Genomic DNA, 17,660 nt, shown 5'->3' on the forward strand with positions numbered 1-17,660 from the left:
GGCAGTAAAAAAAGAGACCCACCCAGGTTTGATTCCCAGGGTTAGGTCTCTTTTTACCATCCGTATGCGAAGCTAAGTTACTAGTTCAATATTACGACTTTTACCGTTTTTCTGCCCCATGAATAGGCCGCTGCCTTTGTTGGCAAAAGTATGTCAATTCTGTGACCTTTAATGGCACCGCCTGTATCACCGGCAATAGCTACACCGTAGCCTTCTACCCATACTTTGCTGCCCATTGGAATAACAGATGGATCCACTGCAATCAATTTCATATTTGGATTGGCGGCAATATTGTAGCCAGCCGATGTAATGGTTCCGCCATCAAACGGAGTATATGCTGTTGCCGTAACATACATCTCTTTTCCATTTGTCGCAGCTCCGCTATTTTCTTGTGGAGGGGTTGATGAAACGGATACAGCGGCCACCCGCGCACTTGCAGCTTCTTGCTCTGCGCTAATACTCGCCTGTATATTTCTCATCTGGTTTTCAAGTCCGGACTTTTCCTTCTCGGCAAGCGCTACTTGCTGTGCAATTTGATTAAATTTTTCCTGCATTACAGTCAGGGATTGTTGACGTTTTTGCATATTTTGATCTAATGCTGCCTGCTGTGCAGCCAGCGCCTTCTGACCTTCTTCTAAAACTTTTTCTTGGCGGTCAATTTCTTCTTTATCTTTTTCAATCTGTTTAAGGTCTGCTTTTTGCGCTGTCAAAATATCTTTATCCGCATCCATAAGCGTTGAAGCTGCGCTCGCACGCTGGATGAAATCTGAAATACTGTCAGATTCAAAGAATAGGTTCACGATCAGATTGACGTTGCTATTTTGCTGCATGGCTACTGCCCGTTTTTTCATAATATCTTGGCGGGCGAGCATTTTGTCCTCAAGCACAACAATTTCTTCTTTTTTGGCTTCAATAAGTTTGTTCGTTTCATCGATTTTCGCTTGAGACTTGGCCATTTCTTCTTTGTTCTTTGTAATCTCATTTAAAACAGATTCTAACTCTTGTTTAATATTTTGTATTTCTTTATTAACCGATTGCTGTTCTTGTACCTTTTGCTCTACTAATCTATCTTTTTCTTGCAGCTGCTGCTGTGCATTATGTAGGGCATCGCTGTTGGATTGTGCATATGTAACCATTGAACCTGATACACATAACATCATGGTAAGTAACACGAGAATGATACGCTTTCTTGTCGTTTGCATACACTTTCTCCTTTCCTTAGTACCCTATTTATATCAAAACAATGTACCAGTTATGTTACAAAAATATTAAATGTGTATCACATTTTGTCTTAATTGACGGAAAAGTGTCTATTCTGTGGCATAACACAAAGGGTGTCAGGCACCATCCGTGGACAGTAATCCTTCCACGGTGGACATTTCAGTTCGGGTTCCAGGGCATGCAAAAAGGCCCCGGTTGAATGGATCTTCCGGAGCCTTTTCTTTGAAATAGAGTTTGGTAATTTTTTGTAAAGTTTGTGGAGTGTCGCGTTAAGCACCTTCCATTAGATATCTCCTTCTAGCATTTTCTTCAGTTCCTCCGCCGAATAAGGAGTATATTTCGCCGCCTCATGTAGAGGTATTCCATTGGCTATTAGGCTTTTTACTACCTCTAAGATTCCAGTCTCCTTACCTCTTTCCATACCTTCTTTTATACCTTCCTTTATCCCACTTTCCCGCGCGTCCTCCATCCTGCTCCGTTCATCCGACAGAGCCTTCTCACGCAGTTCGTATTCTCTCCTTGTTTCAGAATCTGCACTTAATCTAAGGAGCTTCTGTTCTGCCTTATTCACAATCACATCCATCCCCAAAACCTCCTTCAAAAAAACATTGGAATATCATCTGTTAAAAATAATAGCCAGCGATGCAATGGATTATTCAAATCGTACGGAACTCTTCGAGAAATTCCGCAAACCTAAATCCAAAAATATCATTCCTCCCCCAGTTTCTTCTCTTCTGCCACGATCTGCACTTTTTGCCGCTTGCCTGTCCTTGTTTTACGTAAAGGGGGAATCCTCAGTAAGGAAATCCTATTCCCTTCTTTAATAGCAAAATCAGCTAACACATCGAAAGCATCATCTTCCGTTAGCTCTCGATCCACTTCAACAACCGAAAGGGATCGTTCTTCAAGATTAAACCGCACACTGCAACCACGAAAATAAAAGGAAATATTTGTGTCATCTTCTAGAGGGATGGATCGGTAGGGAGAGTTCTCAGTTGGTTTGGGTATTAGTTGGCCTTCTTCAAAAGAGTTGGTTTTGCATGTGATTTGTAATTCTTGGTTGTCGACCTTTTCTCCAATCAAAATGATGGAATTTGTATTGTTCAAATAAAAAACCTCCATTAAATTACAAGTATCGACCATTATTATTCGACAATAATTTTCATTTTTCCTGCACACCCCACTTCCGTTATGGTTCCTTTTACCTAATGTGCATGATTTTCACAACCACAAATGTGCACAACCGTCACATTTGGTCTTTGCATACTTTCAAACCGTTAAGTTAGAAACATCAATGTTATAACGGCGGTGAAAAGGATGTCTTTATCGAAAAAATTAAAGGAACTGCGCGACAAGCAAAACTGGTCGCAGGAAACACTGGCTACCATGATGAACATGCACCGCTCAACAGTTAGCCGGTATGAAACGGGAAAAGCGATACCAAATTATCAAACAGTGATTCGTTTTGCGGAAGTTTATCATGTAGAGAAGGAATACCTGGTGGAAGAGCTCGATCAGTTGCTGCCAAACGTAGAGGCACCCGGATTTGTGCTGAAGGAAAACCCGGAGGATCCGGATATTGGACTGATTATGAAGCTCATGGAACAGGAACCTGAATTAAAAAGAGCTCTTGTTGACCTCTCCCTTATCGGCCCGAGACGCAGGAGTTTTTACGCAGACGGTATTGTAAACTTTATTAAGTTAGATAAACGGCATAAAGACAAAATGTAACATCGAAGAAGCCGCTGACACTTTGTTCAGCGGCTTCCTTTTAAAAAAACAGGGGGGTTTTTTACAAGTTTCTCCTGCTCGCTGATTTTTATACATAGAATGTATAAAAAAAATCCGGCAAGCGCTGCCGGAATGGAAAAATGGAGATGATGACGGAGGGATGCTTGATTTTCTCTAACAGCCGGATCCGGTTGCGAGGAAAGTTTTTCAAAAAAATAACTCTTGAAGCAGATCTGAGGCGTATTTTGTCAAAGGTGTATGGGAAATTTGTCTGCAGATTCGTGTGGGTATCTGGAGTAGATATGAATGGGGCCTCTTTGCTTGTTCTCTAGTTGCCGCTCCCTTATGAGCCATTCCAATTGGCTGACGCGTTTCTGCAGGCTGTCGACATTTTTATTGGCCTTGCCCACCATTTTAATTAAGCTTTCCAGCAGCTGCTCTAGGTTATTGGCAGCGTCATCATTGATTTCCAATTGGTACTTCCTCCTTTTTTTGCTCGGGCATAGCATCCTGCGGCTTCGAGCCCAGGAAGCGAACCGTTTCAGCGACCACCTCTGTGACATACACCCTTTTGCCCTCTTTGTTATCGTAATGGCGGGTTTGTAGTCTACCGGTAATCCCGATCACCGACCCTTTTCGACAATAGGTGCACGTATTTTCTGCGGCTTTTCGCCAAAGTGTGCACGGAACGAAATCGGTCTCAATCTCACCATTATGGTTGCGAAAGTGGCGATTGACTGCCAGCATTATCTGTGACACGGCCGTTCCATCCGGCGTCTTTTTTAATTCAGGATCCCGCGTCAGCCGACCAACGAGTGTAACCTGGTTAATCATTTTTTCAACTCCTTTTTCTTTGATGGTTCTATCATAGCTCCCGGGTTCGATCGTTGTAAAATGGCGATAATGCGTTTATCAGGGTGGTTTTTGTCAAATAATGCGGGTTATCACCCCCATTTTTGTCAAAAGAAAGGCTCCTTTTTCAAATTAGGCAGTTTCTGCAATTATTTTTCGACATTTGCTTTTCTTCCGCATATGTTATAATTTAGGAAAAATGAACAGGAGGCTGCTATGAAATCATTTAAGTTGTACTCATTGGATGTCGTGGGCGATGATTCTTCTGTCGAGGTGCCATTGGTGGATGGCTTGATTTTGAATAAGGAAGACGACCGCTCCACCTGGCTGCTTGAGGCGTATACAAACTTATCCCTCTATGATTATTTTAAAAAAATATCCGAGCAGAATCAGGATATTATTGTGGAAGCGGTGATTACGAAGAAGGAGAATGCCCCTGCCTATTTTCAAACGAAGATTTGTTCGCTGCTTAAATTTGAAAACTATATTAGCGTTTTGTTTGAAGGCCATTTGCGCCGCAATAAAAGTGATTATTCCGAGCTCCTGCTCGACAGCTTAATGCAAAAAGGGCTTGAAGGCGAAGCACTCCTGAAGGAATTCAAGGAAAAGATGAAGAGTAAGCCAAAAATTAAAGTGAAAAATCCGTAAACGGGTTTGCTTGCACTTTCGACAAGGGTCATCGCCAGTCTTCGGGCTGGTTTTTTATTTTGGATGAAATTGGGGGAATACTAACATTTTTGTTGATTTTCTGTCAACTCTTTGTGATATTAAGAGTATTGGTCAAATTTTCTTAAAGGGGGAAACGTGATGAAAGGATCGTTTGGACTTATAGTCGGTATTATTATTGCTATATTTTTATACCTAGATGCACCAAAGCACAATAAAAGTCGCTGGCTTTGGGCAATTTTAGGGTTTTTCTTTGGCCCGATTGCATTGGGAATTTACTTCATTCGAACAGGACGCAAAGTTCTGGGCTGGATTATCACCATCGTGGCCATATTGCTTTACATCATAATCATCGTCTCAATTATTATATTAGTTGTGGCTCTAGTAGCAACCGGCGGCGAGTTCTAAACACCATGTACGTGGTGGAAAGGGTGTCAGGCACCATTAGAGCACTAGCCACAGTCTATATGATAGAAAGGGTGTCAGGCACCGCATTAGCCTGACACCCTTTCTTTTTATTCGTCTTTTTTGTTTGCGTCATTCCGGTCGATGTCATCCTCGATGATGTCTTCACGTGGTGTATTGTTGTCTTTTCCAGGGTCTTTGTCTGTGTTCGTGTTTTTGTCTTCGGATTCTGGGTAGTGCCCATTGTTGTTTAAATTATTGTTCGGAACCATGTTATCATTCAGGTTGTTGTTCCGATCGAGGTTGCCGTTTAAATCATTATCACCCGGTGTATTCATATTATTATTTGTTGGCGGCGGCGGATTTTGATCCTTATTATTGTTACAGCCAACGAGCAACACCGCAGATAGAACGGAACCCGCGAGTAATAAAAATAACTTTCTCTTCAAGCGAAAAGCCCCTTTCACCAATTAATTGACCAATGGTCTTTTTTTAGCTTCCCCAGTATAAACAAATTGTTGACAGGGACATTTTTCCACAAAAAAAACGACCAAGATCGGGATCCCAGTCGTTTTTTCCAAACAAATTATTCCTTTTTATCCCCTAACGCAAAAGTGATGTCTGCTTCGCACGCAACCTCGCCATCAACGGTCGCAACGGCTTTGCCTTTGCCAATTGGCCCGCGCACCCGCACCATTTCCACCTCAAGGCGAAGCTGGTCGCCCGGCTTCACTTGTCTTTTAAAGCGGCAATTGTCGATTCCTGCAAAAAAGGCTAAACGGCCGCGGTTTTCTTCTTTTTTCAAAACAGCGACTGCCCCAACCTGCGCAAGTGCCTCCACGATTAACACACCCGGCATCACAGGGTAATCCGGGAAGTGCCCATTGAAAAATTCCTCGTTGGCGGACACATTTTTAATTCCGACAGCTCGTTTTCCTTCTTCAACCTCCAAGATGCGGTCTACCAATAAAAACGGATAACGGTGGGGAATAATTTCTTTAATTTGATCGATATCAAGCATATAATTAGTACCTCCTACTAGGAACAAGTATTTATTCCTTATTCTACTATTAATGTTACACAAAAGGGAAGTGCAATCACGCCACTTCCCCATTTTTTCACTTTATCGCTATTTCTTATCCACCAGATCAAGCACATGCGTCCATGTTGACTCTTTAAAAACATCTGCTATTTTCCCGCCGCCAAGCATGCCGTACCCCACAGCTGCTCCGGCCACCACACTGACAAAGATGAAAACAACCAAAAGCAGCAGACGAAGCCAAATGGGAATCAAGCGAATTCGAATGCGCTTATTTGGATTTGGCGCAGCATCGGCCTTTTCCACCTTAACCTGTTTATTTTGGTCAGCATCATGCTTATCTTTTTTATATTCCTCTCTCGTCCTTGCTTGCGTATTATCTACAGACATTCTTTATTCCCCTTTAACCGAATTCCCTTCGGATCACAAGTTTACTTCATATTATATCCTATTTATTTTATAAAAATTTCTTTGCAATAAGTCCATTTTCTCTATTATAAAAAATTATTCATTCTTATACATTATTATTTTACAGAAAAAAGTCAATTCTTGCAAAAAAAGCGGGAATATTGACGAACTGAGGCAATTTCGGCCTAAAAAAAAGCCCAATGAACGAGGCGTGTTCTGCCTGCTTCATTAGACTTTCTGTGTGGTAAGATGTCCTACGACCCAAATCAAGGAGCCAGAATAATTACCCTAGCTTCCGATTCGGAATGCGGTCGATGTTATCCAGCATGATTCCGGTGCCGATAGCCACGCAGTCCATTGGGTTTTCCGCAACCAAAACTGGTACCTTCAGCTCTTCCGCAAGCAGCATGTCAATTCCGTGCAGCAATGCTCCGCCGCCGGTTAAAATCACGCCGCGGTCAATGATGTCGGCTGAAAGCTCTGGTGGTGTGCGCTCAAGAACACTTTTTGCAGCCTGAACGATCACTGCAACCGATTCTCTTAATGCGCCTTCGATTTCTTCGGATCGAACCGTAATCGTGCGCGGCAGACCGCTCACCATGTCACGGCCGCGGATTTCCATTTCCTCCGAACGGGAACCTGGGAATACGGTGCCGATGTTGATTTTAATATTTTCGGACGTGCGCTCACCGATCAACAGCTTGTACTCGCGCTTGATGTAGTTGAGGATTTCCATGTCGAACTTGTCGCCAGCCATTTTGATAGAGGAAGAAGTCACGATATCGCCCATTGAAAGCACGGCAACGTCTGTCGTTCCTCCCCCGATGTCGACAACCATGTTTCCGCTCGGCTGGAAAATCTCCATCCCAGCACCGATTGCTGCCACTTTTGGTTCTTCTTCGAGGTAAATCTTTTTGCCGCCGCTTTTTTCAGCAGCTTCCTTGATTGCCTTTTGCTCAACACTTGTGATGTTCGTTGGGCAGCAGATCAAGATACGCGGCTTCGATAAAAAGCCTTTTACGTTTAGTTTATTAATAAAATGCTTTAACATTGCTTCTGTTACGTCAAAGTCTGCGATGACGCCATCTTTAAGCGGACGGATCGCAACAATGTTCCCAGGTGTACGGCCGACCATGCGGCGGGCTTCCTCACCTACTGCTAAAACACGGTTTGTATTTTTATCAATCGCCACGACGGAAGGTTCATTCAACACAATTCCACGGCCTTTTACGTGAATTAGCACGTTAGCCGTTCCTAAGTCAATTCCAATATCCCTTGCAAACATTCTTTTTTCGTTCCTCCTTGGAGACAAAATCCACATACATTTCCTAATTGTCTATTGTATCATATTCATTAAAATTTCCATAACGATAACTTAAAAATTCGTAGACTTTTGTGGAAATATGTCGGTCGAGGAGGAAAATTTTTTTAAAAGAAATGCGTTTGCAGAAAAAAGGCTGTTTATTTAACAGCCTCCCCTTCCTTTTCTTCTTTTTGATATTTCATTTTGGTCGCCTCTCCACCCCTGAGGTGACGGATCGATTTATGATAATCTAGAATTTCTTTCACTTCGTTTGCCAGCTCTGGATTAATTTCAGGAAGTCTCTCTGTTAGATCCTTATGGACTGTACTTTTGGATACGCCAAACTCCTTCGCAATCACGCGAACCGTTTTCCTCGTCTCCACGATATACTTTCCAATCTTGATAGTTCTCTCTTTGATGTAATCGTGCACACTCTCGCCCTCCCTAATATGGATGTGAGTAGTGTGAAATGAGACCCGCTTATCACTTCGACGAATACTGCTTCCGCACAGTACTAATGCAGCAAATGGTGCCTGTCACCGTTTACACTACGGCTGCCTCCTAAATGGTGCCTGTCACCGTTTACACTATTTACACTATGCGGCAGAAAGTATTACCCTTCTGACAATACAATGAATAATCATGTCCCCGACTGAATGCCCGCTAATTTCAAACGACTCTTCACCTCAAACACTCTCTTTGTAAAGGTTTGTAACCATTTTATTAGCTTGGATACGGGTTTATGCACAAAATCCACAATCGGGACAAGGGCATTCGTCGAATCTTTTGAAAATAGGACAATTTCATTTTTTTCGACATTCATGAGAATCCAAGTGTACCAAGGGATTTCGCTTAGAAATCCTCAGTGGTTGTCGTTATTTCCCGAGAAATTTGTCGAGAGAAAAAATTATTTCAAAACACTTAAAATCGGTATTTTCGGCTCAAACTCGCCCGAATATTATACAAAAGTCGATTCCTATACAGCAAGCTTCAACGCTTTTCGCATTTCAAGTATAATGGGGGATATATAAATGTTAATCAGAAAGGATCATCTCTATGACACCTTTTACAGCAGCAGTGATTGAAATTATTCAAAATATACCGGAGGGCAAGGTCATGACCTATGGCCAGATTGCTGGGCTCGCTGGAAGTCCTCGTGCAGCCCGTCAGGTCGTCCGCATCCTTCATTCCATGAGCCGGAAGCATCACCTTCCCTGGCACCGTGTCATCAACGCTAAAGGCCAAATCGCCATCCAGGAGGACGATTCCTACAATGAGCAGTGGATGTCGCTTGAAGCAGAGGGTGTACAGATAGGATTGAATGGGGTTATTGATTTGGGGATATATCGGTGGAATCCTATAAAAATAAGAATAGATACCTAAGCCAGGCTGCCCGCCTGGCTTTTACAATGGTCCCGAGTGTGGATTTTTGAAGGGGAGAGTAAAATCGGAAAAGTAGAGAGTAACGGGCCAAAAGTGGAGAGTAAATTTCGAAAACCGGAGAGTAAATCCCCAAAACCACAGAGTAAATCCCCTCCCCCCCAAAAATAAGGGCCCCGCAATTGGTGTATACCTAACACCAAACCAAGGCCCCTCGCGAACACTATTTGATTTTCATAAAAACATTTTTAACCAACTTAACAGGAATTCCAGACCCACCTCGGCCTTGGACTCCTTCAACCATCATGGCGACCATCAAGTTTGGTGTATCAGGATTGTACGCGATGAACCAGCCGTTCTCCGCCCCAGTTTCGCCCTGCTTCTGCTTCATCTCGGCCGTGCCCGTCTTACCCGCCAACGGATAATCCGCCATCTCCGCAGCATGTGCCGTACCAGCCGCGTCACCCACAACCTTCCGTAAATCCGCCGCAATCAGCCCCGCGTGTTCCGCAGAAACCGCCGCTTCCTTCAGCACCTGCCCCTGCGCTTCATCCTCAAGCAACACCGGCTTGATCATATTGCCACCATTGCCACTCACAAACGGTGTATAGGAAGCAAGCAAATGAACCACACTCATCTGAACCTGCCCTTGCCCGTAGCCCGAATCCGCGAGCGCAATTTCATTGCCAAGGCCGCCAATGACGGATTTCTCAAGCGGGAATGGATATCCGAGATCTTCCTCAAAGCCAAACTTTTTCAATCCAGCCGTAAATCCCTCTTTCCCTATTTTCAACGCCGCCTGGGCAAAATAAATATTGTCGGAATACACGAGCGCTTTTTCCAAATTCACCGGATCCGTCCCCGCATGCACCCGTGTCACAAAATAACCGCCCCACGACTTATCCTTTTGCCACTGCTTACCAAGGATCGGCAACGCCTCACTAGGGTTAATCGCACCCCCGGACAGCCCTACCGCAGCCGTCAGCGGCTTCATCACCGAGCCCGGCGCATACGCTTGCTTAAACCTTGTCGTCAACGGCTGGCGTGGATCCTCCTGCAACGCCTTCCATTCCTCAGCAGAGAACCCCAGCGTCGCCTGATTCGGGTCAAACGACGGGCTGCTGACAAGCGCCAGCGTCTCCCCAGTCACAGGATTCATCACCGCCGCCGTCCCGGCCTCACCCGAAGCCCCGGAACCAGTATCGGAACCAGTCCCCGCCATCTCCGCAAACACCGCCGTTTGCACATCCGCATCAATCGTCAACTTAACATTCTTCCCATCAACCACCGGCTTCTCCGCCAGCACCACATCCTCCGGAGCGGAAGCCGCATCGCCAGCAGCGCCCGAACCAGCCTTCTTCTTAATCACAATCTTCACGCCGCTCGTGCCCTTCAGCTGCTCATCCAGCACCTGCTCAAGCCCGCGCTTCCCAATCACATCTCGGCTCGTATAGCCCTTTCCTTTCCGCTTCTCCAGCTCATCAGCCGTGATCGGCCCCACATACCCGACCAACTGTGCCGCAGCCGCCCCGAAAGGATACTCCCGCGCCTCCACCTTCCGCGTCTGCACCGGCTCCAGCGCCACCAACTGATCAATCCGCTCCTGATCGTCCCTCGACACCTTCTTCAGCGGCACAAACAGCCCTGGCTTCACCCAGTTCGCCCCGAGCGCCTTCGTAATCTGCTCCTTCGGCATCCCAAGCAGCGATGACAGCGACTCCAGAACCGCCGCATCCTCCTTCCCGGCAACCACGCCCACCTCGTACGCCTGCCCATTCACCGCCAGCCCGTTCCCATCGCGGTCCACAATCTCCCCGCGTTTCGGCGCAACAGTGCTCAGGCCAATCGTATCGCCTTCCTTCAATTCTGGAAAAATGAACCCAGTATTCCAGTCTACATACCAGTTCTTCTTATCGTCTCTTTTTTCCTCTTGTAACTTCGCTTTTTGGCTAAAATGAATAGCGCCAGCGATGCTGTTCATTTTTGCAGAAAAAGAATAGCGAACCTGCTCACCCGCTTTCTTATCCTCTTTTGGTTTTTTGAAATCAATCTTGAGGTCTGTAATTTGAAGATCTTCGTAGATTTTTTGATAGCGAGTGGTAAACTCTTCTTTGGTGATAGTCTGCTTCGCATCATTAGAAAGGTAATCATACATCTTATCAAACTTTTGTTTGTTCCATAGTGCTATGTAGTCGGAAAATCGCTCCTCCGGCGTTGGTTCCTTGCTGCAGCCGGCAAATACTGCTGCCATTACTAGCAGAATCAAAATCCCTATTAATTTTTTCAAAAGTAATCCCTCCCTTTCCTACCATTATAAACAATATGCTAGAAATAGGAAAAAAATCCGGTCATAAAAAAAAAGAGGAAAAGTATTCCCCTTCCCCTTTGTAACCCTGTATTAAGAATTTTCCGATGATGCGTCTGGTTTAACAGGTGACTTTTGGTCATCTGTTGACTTTTCTTGTTTATCAGTTGATTTTTCGCTGTCTGTTGACTTCTCTTGTTTATCAGTTGATTTTTCGCTATCTGTTGACTTTTCAAGATCATCAAGCTTTTTTTGGCTTGGCGCATCAACTGATTTTTCCTGTAGCGCGCTTAACGGTTTGTCAAAGTAACTTGTTGGATTAACCGCTACGCCGTCTTTACGAATTTCAAAATGTACATGTGTTCCAGCTTTTTCATTGAACAAGCTTTGCCCAGCCTTGGCAAGGACATGTCCCTGTTTTACTTGCTCGCCAACCGTCACTTTTATGTCTTTAACGGATTGGTATTGTGTGACAATACCATTGTCGTGCTCAATTTCAATGACGTTCCCTAAGGTCGCATCTTCTTCCACACGTTTAACGGTTCCGCTAAGTGATGCCGTAACATCAAACGTTTCACCGTTTTTCAACGCCAAGTCAATACCCGTGTTTTGCAGGTAGCTATTGTTGTAAAATACTAATGCCGATTCTTGATCTTCTGCCTTGCCTTGGAAATCATAGAATTTTGTTTTTACGACTGCTTCAGTGGCCTTGTCAACCGGCATTTTGAAGTTTTCGAATGGCTTGTTAACTTCAACCGCTGGTGTTTGGTTCTTTTTACCGGTAAGGTCCGTAGACTTGTAATCATACTTATCGGTGTTGCTGCTGCTTGATTGATACCAAAGAACCCCGGTTAAAATGATTGCTGCACTTGCGATATAAATGGCTGGAAATACCCAACGCTTTTTGAAAAAGCGTTTTACGCTGGAACCTTGAGAAGATCGTTTGTTTTCTTCCTCTCTCATTTTCATCACCTCAGCAATCATTCTGAACAGATAACTAGAATTATATACACTAGTCAAAAAAATTTTTTTAAACTTATTTTTCGACAGTGCGAATGTTTTTATGCATTTATTTTTAAAATTTATCGGAGGTACTGATATGAAGGCCTTAAAATACCCCTATTACAGCGTTTATTCAGTTGTGCCTGCTTCTGAAAGAGCCACTCCATTTAATAGAGTCCGCAATTTTTTACATGTCCCGCGCCCTCTTGCAGCCGACGACTTCCACCATCACTTTTGAACATTTATCAACCACTTTCCATCTTTTATCAACCACTCCCTTTTTTAAAACATAAAAGCCAGGCCCCAAAGGCCTGGCTCCATCCATAAACAAAACTATTTCCGTGCCGTAACCGTGGCAAGCATCGGATCTGCTGGCGATATCTCCACACCCTGATAATAGTGCTTCACAATCTCCTGATAGTCCGCACCTTCCTCAGCCATGCCATTCGCACCGTACTGGCTCATACCGACCCCGTGGCCGAAGCCCTTTGTCGTAATGACAATATTCTCACCCTTCCGCTCCCAGGCAAAGTCAGACGACCGCAAATCAAGTTTGTCCCGGATATCCTTTCCAGTTAGAACTTTTCCATTAAAGTCTACTTTTCCGACACGTTTACCGGTGGTACGCTCGACAATTTTTCCAATTGTCGATCCAGCGCCAATCTTCACACCAAGCTTCGCTTCAAATTCCTTAACACCCAACACCTTTTGAGAGGTAAATTTCGGTGACTTTTTATCCCAGGGGCTCGATACACTTCTTAAATAAGGAAATTTGCTTGACCAGTAGTCCTCCGAGTTTTCGGTATACCCATTACCCGTTGAGAAAAACAGGGCATCAATCGGTTTTCCATCATAGGTCAAAATCTGCCCCCCTGTTGCCCGGACGGCGTCCAAGATCTTTTTCCTTTTCCATTCATAATCCACGCCCCATTGCATCCTTAACTCATCGTCATTTTTGTAAACCTGGTTGTTTTGTGTATCGGTGACCTGAGCTCCTTTTGGTACACCTATTGTATCTTTGTTTACCAGCTTATTTACAATATAGGTTCTTGCCGCCAGTGCCTGTGCCTTCAAAGCTTCCTCTTTAAAATCCACATTCATTTCCGCAGCCACAACGCCAACAAGATAATTTTCTAATTGGACATTCTCAATTTTTGATTTTGCCGAACGAAATACCGCTACTTCAACCGCTGGGTCGGTGATTGAGGGAGTGGCATTTACCTCATTTGTCTGGGAGCCTCCCTTCGTTAAATCTTCCCCCAATTTTCCACTCGCCTGATGCTCACCTGAAAAAGGTAACACGAGCACAGCCGGAATAATGAGGGTCAGGGCAATAAGCAGTGACGCTAGTAGGATGAGTGGTTTGAATTTTTTCATGATTGTGCCTCCAGTTTGTAAAATTCGCAGCCGGCACAAATCAGCCGGAATACGTCTCCATTCATACATATGGAAGCGGACAAGCATTTATTACAGAAATTTTCATAAAACCGAGCGCGTAGCATCAGCACCCAATCCCCTTAAAACGTCGTAAAAACCGTGCAAACGAAGCAAAGGGTGTCAGGCACCCAATCCACCATTACCACCACGCAAAACCAGTAAACGGTGCCTGACACCCTTTCCACTACAGCCACACAAAAAAATCCCGAAGGATGGGTCGGTCTGATATCAGACCACCGCAACCTTCGGGATTCCCCGTTAACCGTACTACCTATCTTCTTTTACGCATTCATATCTGAAACATATTTCTCGACTTCAACATAGGTTTCGTCTGCTTCATTCACACGCTCAATGTCAGCGCCTAACCCCGCCAACTTGCCGTGGAAATTCACATAACCGCGATCTAAGTGTTTCAACTCCGTCACGCGTGTCACGCCTTCAGACACCAAACCAGTCAAAATCAACGCAGCCGCTGCACGTAAATCTGTTGCAGACACCTCTGCGCCCTGTAAATTCGAAGGGCCTGTTAAAATAACCGAGCGGCCTTCAATCTTAATCTCCGCATTCATGCGGCGGAATTCCTCGACATGCATAAAACGGTTCTCAAACACCGTTTCCGTAATCATCGAAGTCCCCTGTGCACGAAGCAATAACGCCATCATTTGCGACTGCATATCCGTCGGGAAGCCCGGATGCGGCATCGTCTTAATATCGACCGCCTTCAACTGCTCAGAACCGATGACACGAACGCCATCCTCTTCCTCCACAATCTTCACACCCATCTCTTCCATCTTCGCAATCAAAGAAGACAAGTGCTCCGGAACCGCGCCCTGCACCAATACATTTCCACCGGTAATCGCAGCAGCCACCATAAACGTACCTGCTTCAATCCGGTCTGGAATAATCGCATGATCTGCGCCAAATAATACATCAACGCCCTCAATCCGAAGAGTACCCGTTCCAGCACCTTTTACGCGAGCGCCCATTTTATTCAAGAAATTCGCCAAATCTACAATCTCTGGTTCTTTTGCGACGTTTTCGATGATCGTCGTTCCCTGTGCAAGGGTCGCCGCCATCATAATGTTTTCTGTTGCACCAACACTTGGGAAATCCAAGTAAATCTTAGCTCCCTTTAAGCGGCCATCGACCTCCGCCTCAATAAAGCCATTTCCAACCTTCACCTTCGCACCCATGGCCTCAAAGCCCTTTAGGTGCTGGTCAATCGGACGGGATCCAATCGCACATCCGCCAGGCAAAGCCACACGGGCCCGGCCATTGCGCGCCAATAACGATCCCATGACAAGAACAGACGCACGCATTTTACGAACGTATTCGAATGGCGCTTCATCTTTTAACACTCTGGATGCATCCACAACCACTGAATTATTGTCAAATACCACTTCAGCATTTAAGTTTCGTAAAACTTCATTAATTGTAAATACATCGGAGAGTGTAGGTACATCACGAATTACACTTTTTCCATCACTTGCTAATAATGTTGCAGCGATAACAGGCAGCACGGCATTTTTTGCACCTTCTACTTTAACCGTTCCATAAAGCCTTTGTCCGCCGCGGACGATGATCTTTTCCAAGAGTATTCCCCTCCGCGTCCATTTTCTCTATATTAATATTCAATCGTAATGATTGGTGTGCCAACTACAACGGTAGTCTTACCGCCCAATCCTTCGGAGCGTACGCCAATTTGCAAATTCATGTTATTTTTTTGTTCATCTATGGAGCCTGAAAACATCGGCGAAATTGCCGAAACAGACATGAAAGTCTCCTCTTTTAACGCTTCGACCTCTTTAGCATCAAAACCGGCCAGCAAACTCCTCACCGTTACCGGTAAAGCCTTATCAATCTTATCACTGATAACGCCTTTCATACAAGAAAAAACTGTAGGTTTCCCTCGAAATATGTCGGTTAACCTATTTTTAAAAACATCCCTAGTAAAAAAGGCCTGAGAAGACTCGTTCCATTCCATTCCACTGACACTATATACTATATACGCATTTACAGGTTGTTTTGTGTGGGTTGCCATAAGTTGAAGCATTTCTTTGTGGTGTTTAGATGGAGATACTGCCGTAACTTCCCATTTCTGGCTGGTGTTCGTCACAGACCATTCCCAATCAGGGAACTTTCGCCGCAGCGAGTCCGCATATTCTTGAACCTCCTGCACACTTTCCATTCCGACAACATGTTCCCGTGCATAAAAAGACCATTCATCGAGCAAAATATCTTCGGCAGATAAAACCTTACCCATTTTTACTAAATCTTTTTGAAAAATCGACTGGCTGCCGTCCGTATTCTTTTTCAAACTAACAAGTGTAGCACCTACGCCGTCCCTTTTTGACGTTTGAAAAAGTTCTTTGCCGACATCGATCGTTTTTTCAGCGCGAAGAAAATCTAGACCGCTCGTTGCTTCAGTCGTTCGGTTCCCAATCACAACCAGGATCAAACTCAAAATCGTAACTATATATAAAAACATCTTGCCATTTCTCATCTCTACTCCCCCTTACTACCATTGTTACCAGGCAGCGAGAGAGCAATACTTGGGAAATGTCGTCACTTTTTGACAAAATCCAAATTTGGGACACACTTATCTTTCCACATAAACTCGATTGTACTCAAAATATCAGCAAATGGGAACATGTACGAAGAACTAAATTTTTACCAATTTGGTTGAAGCAGGGGAGGGTTCTCCCGCTTCGAAGCCGGAGAACCCTCCCCTGCCTCACTTCAATTAAAAATCAATGGCAGTTGTCGAGACCATTGAAGGTAATCAAGGAAAAAGTTACTAACAGACGATCCGATGAAAATAGCTAATAATATGTACAGTAATCGTGCTTGAACCACATGGTTTGGCTTCAGCAGCTTTTCCAAGCGAATCGCTTGCAGTGCCCACCAAGAAAGCGCAATAAAAACCAAATGCGACATGATACTAACCATAGCTATTTGCCCAAAATCATTCATCATACTGATTCCCCCTTTTCGAAGCAGGGGACGGTTCTTATGCTATAAGAACCGTCCCTCGCTCTACCCAAAGACCATTCTACCATACAGACGAATGAAAGTCCTGAAAGTTTCCTTTTTGGGTAATTTTTGGAAAATTGAAAATGATGCAAGGGCTTACACCCCTTAACTGACAAAACACCGTTCACTACATTTTAACGGTGTTTTGTCAGTTAAATCGATTATTATAGGCATTAAACCTCATTCCATACCCTGTTCACGTTTAATGGGACATACACCCTGTTTCCTTGAATTTCGCGGTGGATAATCGGTTGCTCAAATTGCTGTTCCAAGTTATGGTATTCCCTTACCTTATGTCTCGCCTTAAATCGACTTCCCAATAATCGATCCAAACTTAGATTTGAATATTTCACCCTGATTCTCCTCCTTTTATTTTAGTTGGACGGGAATTCCGCCAAGTTTCAGATTAATTCCGCCAACTTGATCCAGAATCCCGCCAACCTATGAATGAATTCCGCTAACTTTTCCATTAATTCCGCCAAACCCCATTTAGACCCGGGATATATTCGTTTTAAGCTATGCTGATTTCGAGGCTACGACTATGACCCTGCCTTGATCCATTTCTTCCTCATAATGCTCGGCCGCAGCACGCGATAACCCCAATGATTCAAGCTTCGAGCGGAGTTCATCCCCGCGAGTTCGGAAGACATTTGCGATTGAATCGAAAACACCTTGCTCATCAACCCCAATTTTTTGAATGTCCAGGGATTCGGTTAGATCCTCTGAGCGGGGTTTATCGTGTGCCAATAAATAAATCTCATTCTTCGTGAACCCCTGCATGATAAATTGGTCAATTTCCCTTTTTGCTTCGACACCATTTTCAACTACTTTTACATTTTCCATTTTCATTCCTCCTTATTGTGTTTCGTGTTCTACTC

The 17,660-nt window shown here is 44.4% G+C and carries 22 protein-coding genes; 4 read left to right on the forward strand and 18 right to left on the reverse strand.

The window, feature by feature from the left end:
* Positions 1-80: 80 nt before the first annotated feature.
* From BABA_RS15090 to BABA_RS15100, 3 genes are all read right to left on the reverse strand, one after another.
* Positions 81-1,202, reverse strand: a complete 1,122-nt coding sequence (locus tag BABA_RS15090; RefSeq protein WP_007086071.1) for a 3D domain-containing protein — start codon at positions 1,200-1,202, stop codon at positions 81-83.
* Between the two features lie 302 nt (positions 1,203-1,504).
* Entirely contained in the window at positions 1,505-1,804 is a 300-nt protein-coding gene (locus tag BABA_RS15095; protein ID WP_007086072.1) for a hypothetical protein, read from the reverse strand.
* A 125-nt stretch (positions 1,805-1,929) separates the two neighbouring features.
* Positions 1,930-2,328: a hypothetical protein gene (locus tag BABA_RS15100; protein ID WP_007086073.1), complete on the reverse strand. Its 399-nt coding sequence runs from the start codon at positions 2,326-2,328 to the stop codon at positions 1,930-1,932.
* Between the two features lie 210 nt (positions 2,329-2,538).
* Between BABA_RS15100 and BABA_RS26100 the strand changes: the two genes are divergently transcribed.
* Positions 2,539-2,952, forward strand: a complete 414-nt coding sequence (locus tag BABA_RS26100) for a helix-turn-helix domain-containing protein (RefSeq protein ID WP_007086074.1) — start codon at positions 2,539-2,541, stop codon at positions 2,950-2,952.
* A gap of 248 nt (positions 2,953-3,200) precedes the next feature.
* Here BABA_RS26100 and BABA_RS15110 read toward each other — a convergent pair whose 3' ends face one another.
* Positions 3,201-3,425, reverse strand: a complete 225-nt coding sequence (locus tag BABA_RS15110; protein WP_007086075.1) for a hypothetical protein — start codon at positions 3,423-3,425, stop codon at positions 3,201-3,203.
* Positions 3,412-3,786 (reverse strand): single-stranded DNA-binding protein, encoded by a 375-nt coding sequence (gene ssb / locus BABA_RS15115; RefSeq protein ID WP_007086076.1) that lies wholly within the window; start codon positions 3,784-3,786, stop codon positions 3,412-3,414. Before ssb ends, BABA_RS15110 begins: the two co-directional genes overlap by 14 nt.
* A gap of 234 nt (positions 3,787-4,020) precedes the next feature.
* On the opposite strand from ssb, the gene BABA_RS15120 reads away from it, so the two are divergent.
* Positions 4,021-4,452, forward strand: coding sequence for a YwpF-like family protein (locus BABA_RS15120; protein ID WP_007086077.1), 432 nt, complete (start codon positions 4,021-4,023; stop codon positions 4,450-4,452).
* Between the two features lie 159 nt (positions 4,453-4,611).
* Complete coding sequence (locus tag BABA_RS15125) at positions 4,612-4,878, forward strand: hypothetical protein (protein WP_007086078.1); 267 nt, start codon at positions 4,612-4,614, stop codon at positions 4,876-4,878.
* A gap of 107 nt (positions 4,879-4,985) precedes the next feature.
* Here BABA_RS15125 and BABA_RS15130 read toward each other — a convergent pair whose 3' ends face one another.
* The 5 genes from BABA_RS15130 to spoIIID all read right to left on the reverse strand — a co-directional run bounded on the left by BABA_RS15130 (position 4,986) and on the right by spoIIID (position 8,056).
* Entirely contained in the window at positions 4,986-5,324 is a 339-nt protein-coding gene (locus BABA_RS15130; protein ID WP_007086079.1) for a hypothetical protein, read from the reverse strand.
* A 137-nt stretch (positions 5,325-5,461) separates the two neighbouring features.
* Positions 5,462-5,896, reverse strand: coding sequence for a 3-hydroxyacyl-ACP dehydratase FabZ (gene fabZ / locus BABA_RS15135; RefSeq protein WP_007086080.1), 435 nt, complete (start codon positions 5,894-5,896; stop codon positions 5,462-5,464).
* Between the two features lie 108 nt (positions 5,897-6,004).
* The gene (locus BABA_RS15140; protein WP_007086081.1) at positions 6,005-6,304 is read right to left on the reverse strand and encodes a DNA-directed RNA polymerase subunit beta; all 300 of its coding nucleotides are present in this window, start codon (positions 6,302-6,304) and stop codon (positions 6,005-6,007) included.
* A 301-nt stretch (positions 6,305-6,605) separates the two neighbouring features.
* Entirely contained in the window at positions 6,606-7,607 is a 1,002-nt protein-coding gene (gene mreB / locus BABA_RS15145; RefSeq protein WP_007086082.1) for a rod shape-determining protein, read from the reverse strand.
* A gap of 176 nt (positions 7,608-7,783) precedes the next feature.
* On the reverse strand, positions 7,784-8,056 hold the full coding sequence (gene spoIIID, locus BABA_RS15150; RefSeq protein WP_007086083.1) for a sporulation transcriptional regulator SpoIIID: 273 nt from the start codon (positions 8,054-8,056) through the stop codon (positions 7,784-7,786).
* Positions 8,057-8,681: 625 nt separating this feature from the next.
* Between spoIIID and BABA_RS15160 the strand changes: the two genes are divergently transcribed.
* The gene (locus tag BABA_RS15160; protein ID WP_007086085.1) at positions 8,682-9,008 is read left to right on the forward strand and encodes an MGMT family protein; all 327 of its coding nucleotides are present in this window, start codon (positions 8,682-8,684) and stop codon (positions 9,006-9,008) included.
* A 220-nt stretch (positions 9,009-9,228) separates the two neighbouring features.
* Here the strand turns inward: BABA_RS15160 and BABA_RS15165 are convergent, their stop codons facing one another.
* The 8 genes from BABA_RS15165 to BABA_RS15200 all read right to left on the reverse strand — a co-directional run bounded on the left by BABA_RS15165 (position 9,229) and on the right by BABA_RS15200 (position 17,625).
* On the reverse strand, positions 9,229-11,292 hold the full coding sequence (locus tag BABA_RS15165; RefSeq protein ID WP_007086086.1) for a penicillin-binding transpeptidase domain-containing protein: 2,064 nt from the start codon (positions 11,290-11,292) through the stop codon (positions 9,229-9,231).
* A 111-nt stretch (positions 11,293-11,403) separates the two neighbouring features.
* Positions 11,404-12,273: a stage II sporulation protein SpoIIQ gene (locus tag BABA_RS15170; RefSeq protein WP_007086087.1), complete on the reverse strand. Its 870-nt coding sequence runs from the start codon at positions 12,271-12,273 to the stop codon at positions 11,404-11,406.
* A 372-nt stretch (positions 12,274-12,645) separates the two neighbouring features.
* On the reverse strand, positions 12,646-13,689 hold the full coding sequence (spoIID, locus tag BABA_RS15175) for a stage II sporulation protein D (RefSeq protein ID WP_007086088.1): 1,044 nt from the start codon (positions 13,687-13,689) through the stop codon (positions 12,646-12,648).
* A gap of 341 nt (positions 13,690-14,030) precedes the next feature.
* Positions 14,031-15,341, reverse strand: a complete 1,311-nt coding sequence (gene murA / locus BABA_RS15180; protein WP_007086089.1) for a UDP-N-acetylglucosamine 1-carboxyvinyltransferase — start codon at positions 15,339-15,341, stop codon at positions 14,031-14,033.
* Between the two features lie 32 nt (positions 15,342-15,373).
* On the reverse strand, positions 15,374-16,252 hold the full coding sequence (locus tag BABA_RS26105) for a YwmB family TATA-box binding protein (protein WP_007086090.1): 879 nt from the start codon (positions 16,250-16,252) through the stop codon (positions 15,374-15,376).
* 236 nt (positions 16,253-16,488) lie between these two features.
* The gene (locus tag BABA_RS15190; RefSeq protein ID WP_007086091.1) at positions 16,489-16,725 is read right to left on the reverse strand and encodes a DUF1146 family protein; all 237 of its coding nucleotides are present in this window, start codon (positions 16,723-16,725) and stop codon (positions 16,489-16,491) included.
* Between the two features lie 230 nt (positions 16,726-16,955).
* Complete coding sequence (locus BABA_RS15195) at positions 16,956-17,135, reverse strand: hypothetical protein (protein ID WP_040346518.1); 180 nt, start codon at positions 17,133-17,135, stop codon at positions 16,956-16,958.
* A gap of 163 nt (positions 17,136-17,298) precedes the next feature.
* Positions 17,299-17,625 carry a YflT domain-containing protein gene (locus BABA_RS15200; RefSeq protein WP_007086092.1) on the reverse strand — a complete coding sequence of 109 codons (327 nt, stop codon included), beginning with the start codon at positions 17,623-17,625 and terminating at the stop codon, positions 17,299-17,301.
* Positions 17,626-17,660: the final 35 nt, after the last annotated feature.

It is taken from the genome of Neobacillus bataviensis LMG 21833 (assembly GCF_000307875.1).
In the GTDB taxonomy this organism is placed as follows: Bacteria; Bacillota; Bacilli; order Bacillales; family Cytobacillaceae; genus Neobacillus; species Neobacillus bataviensis.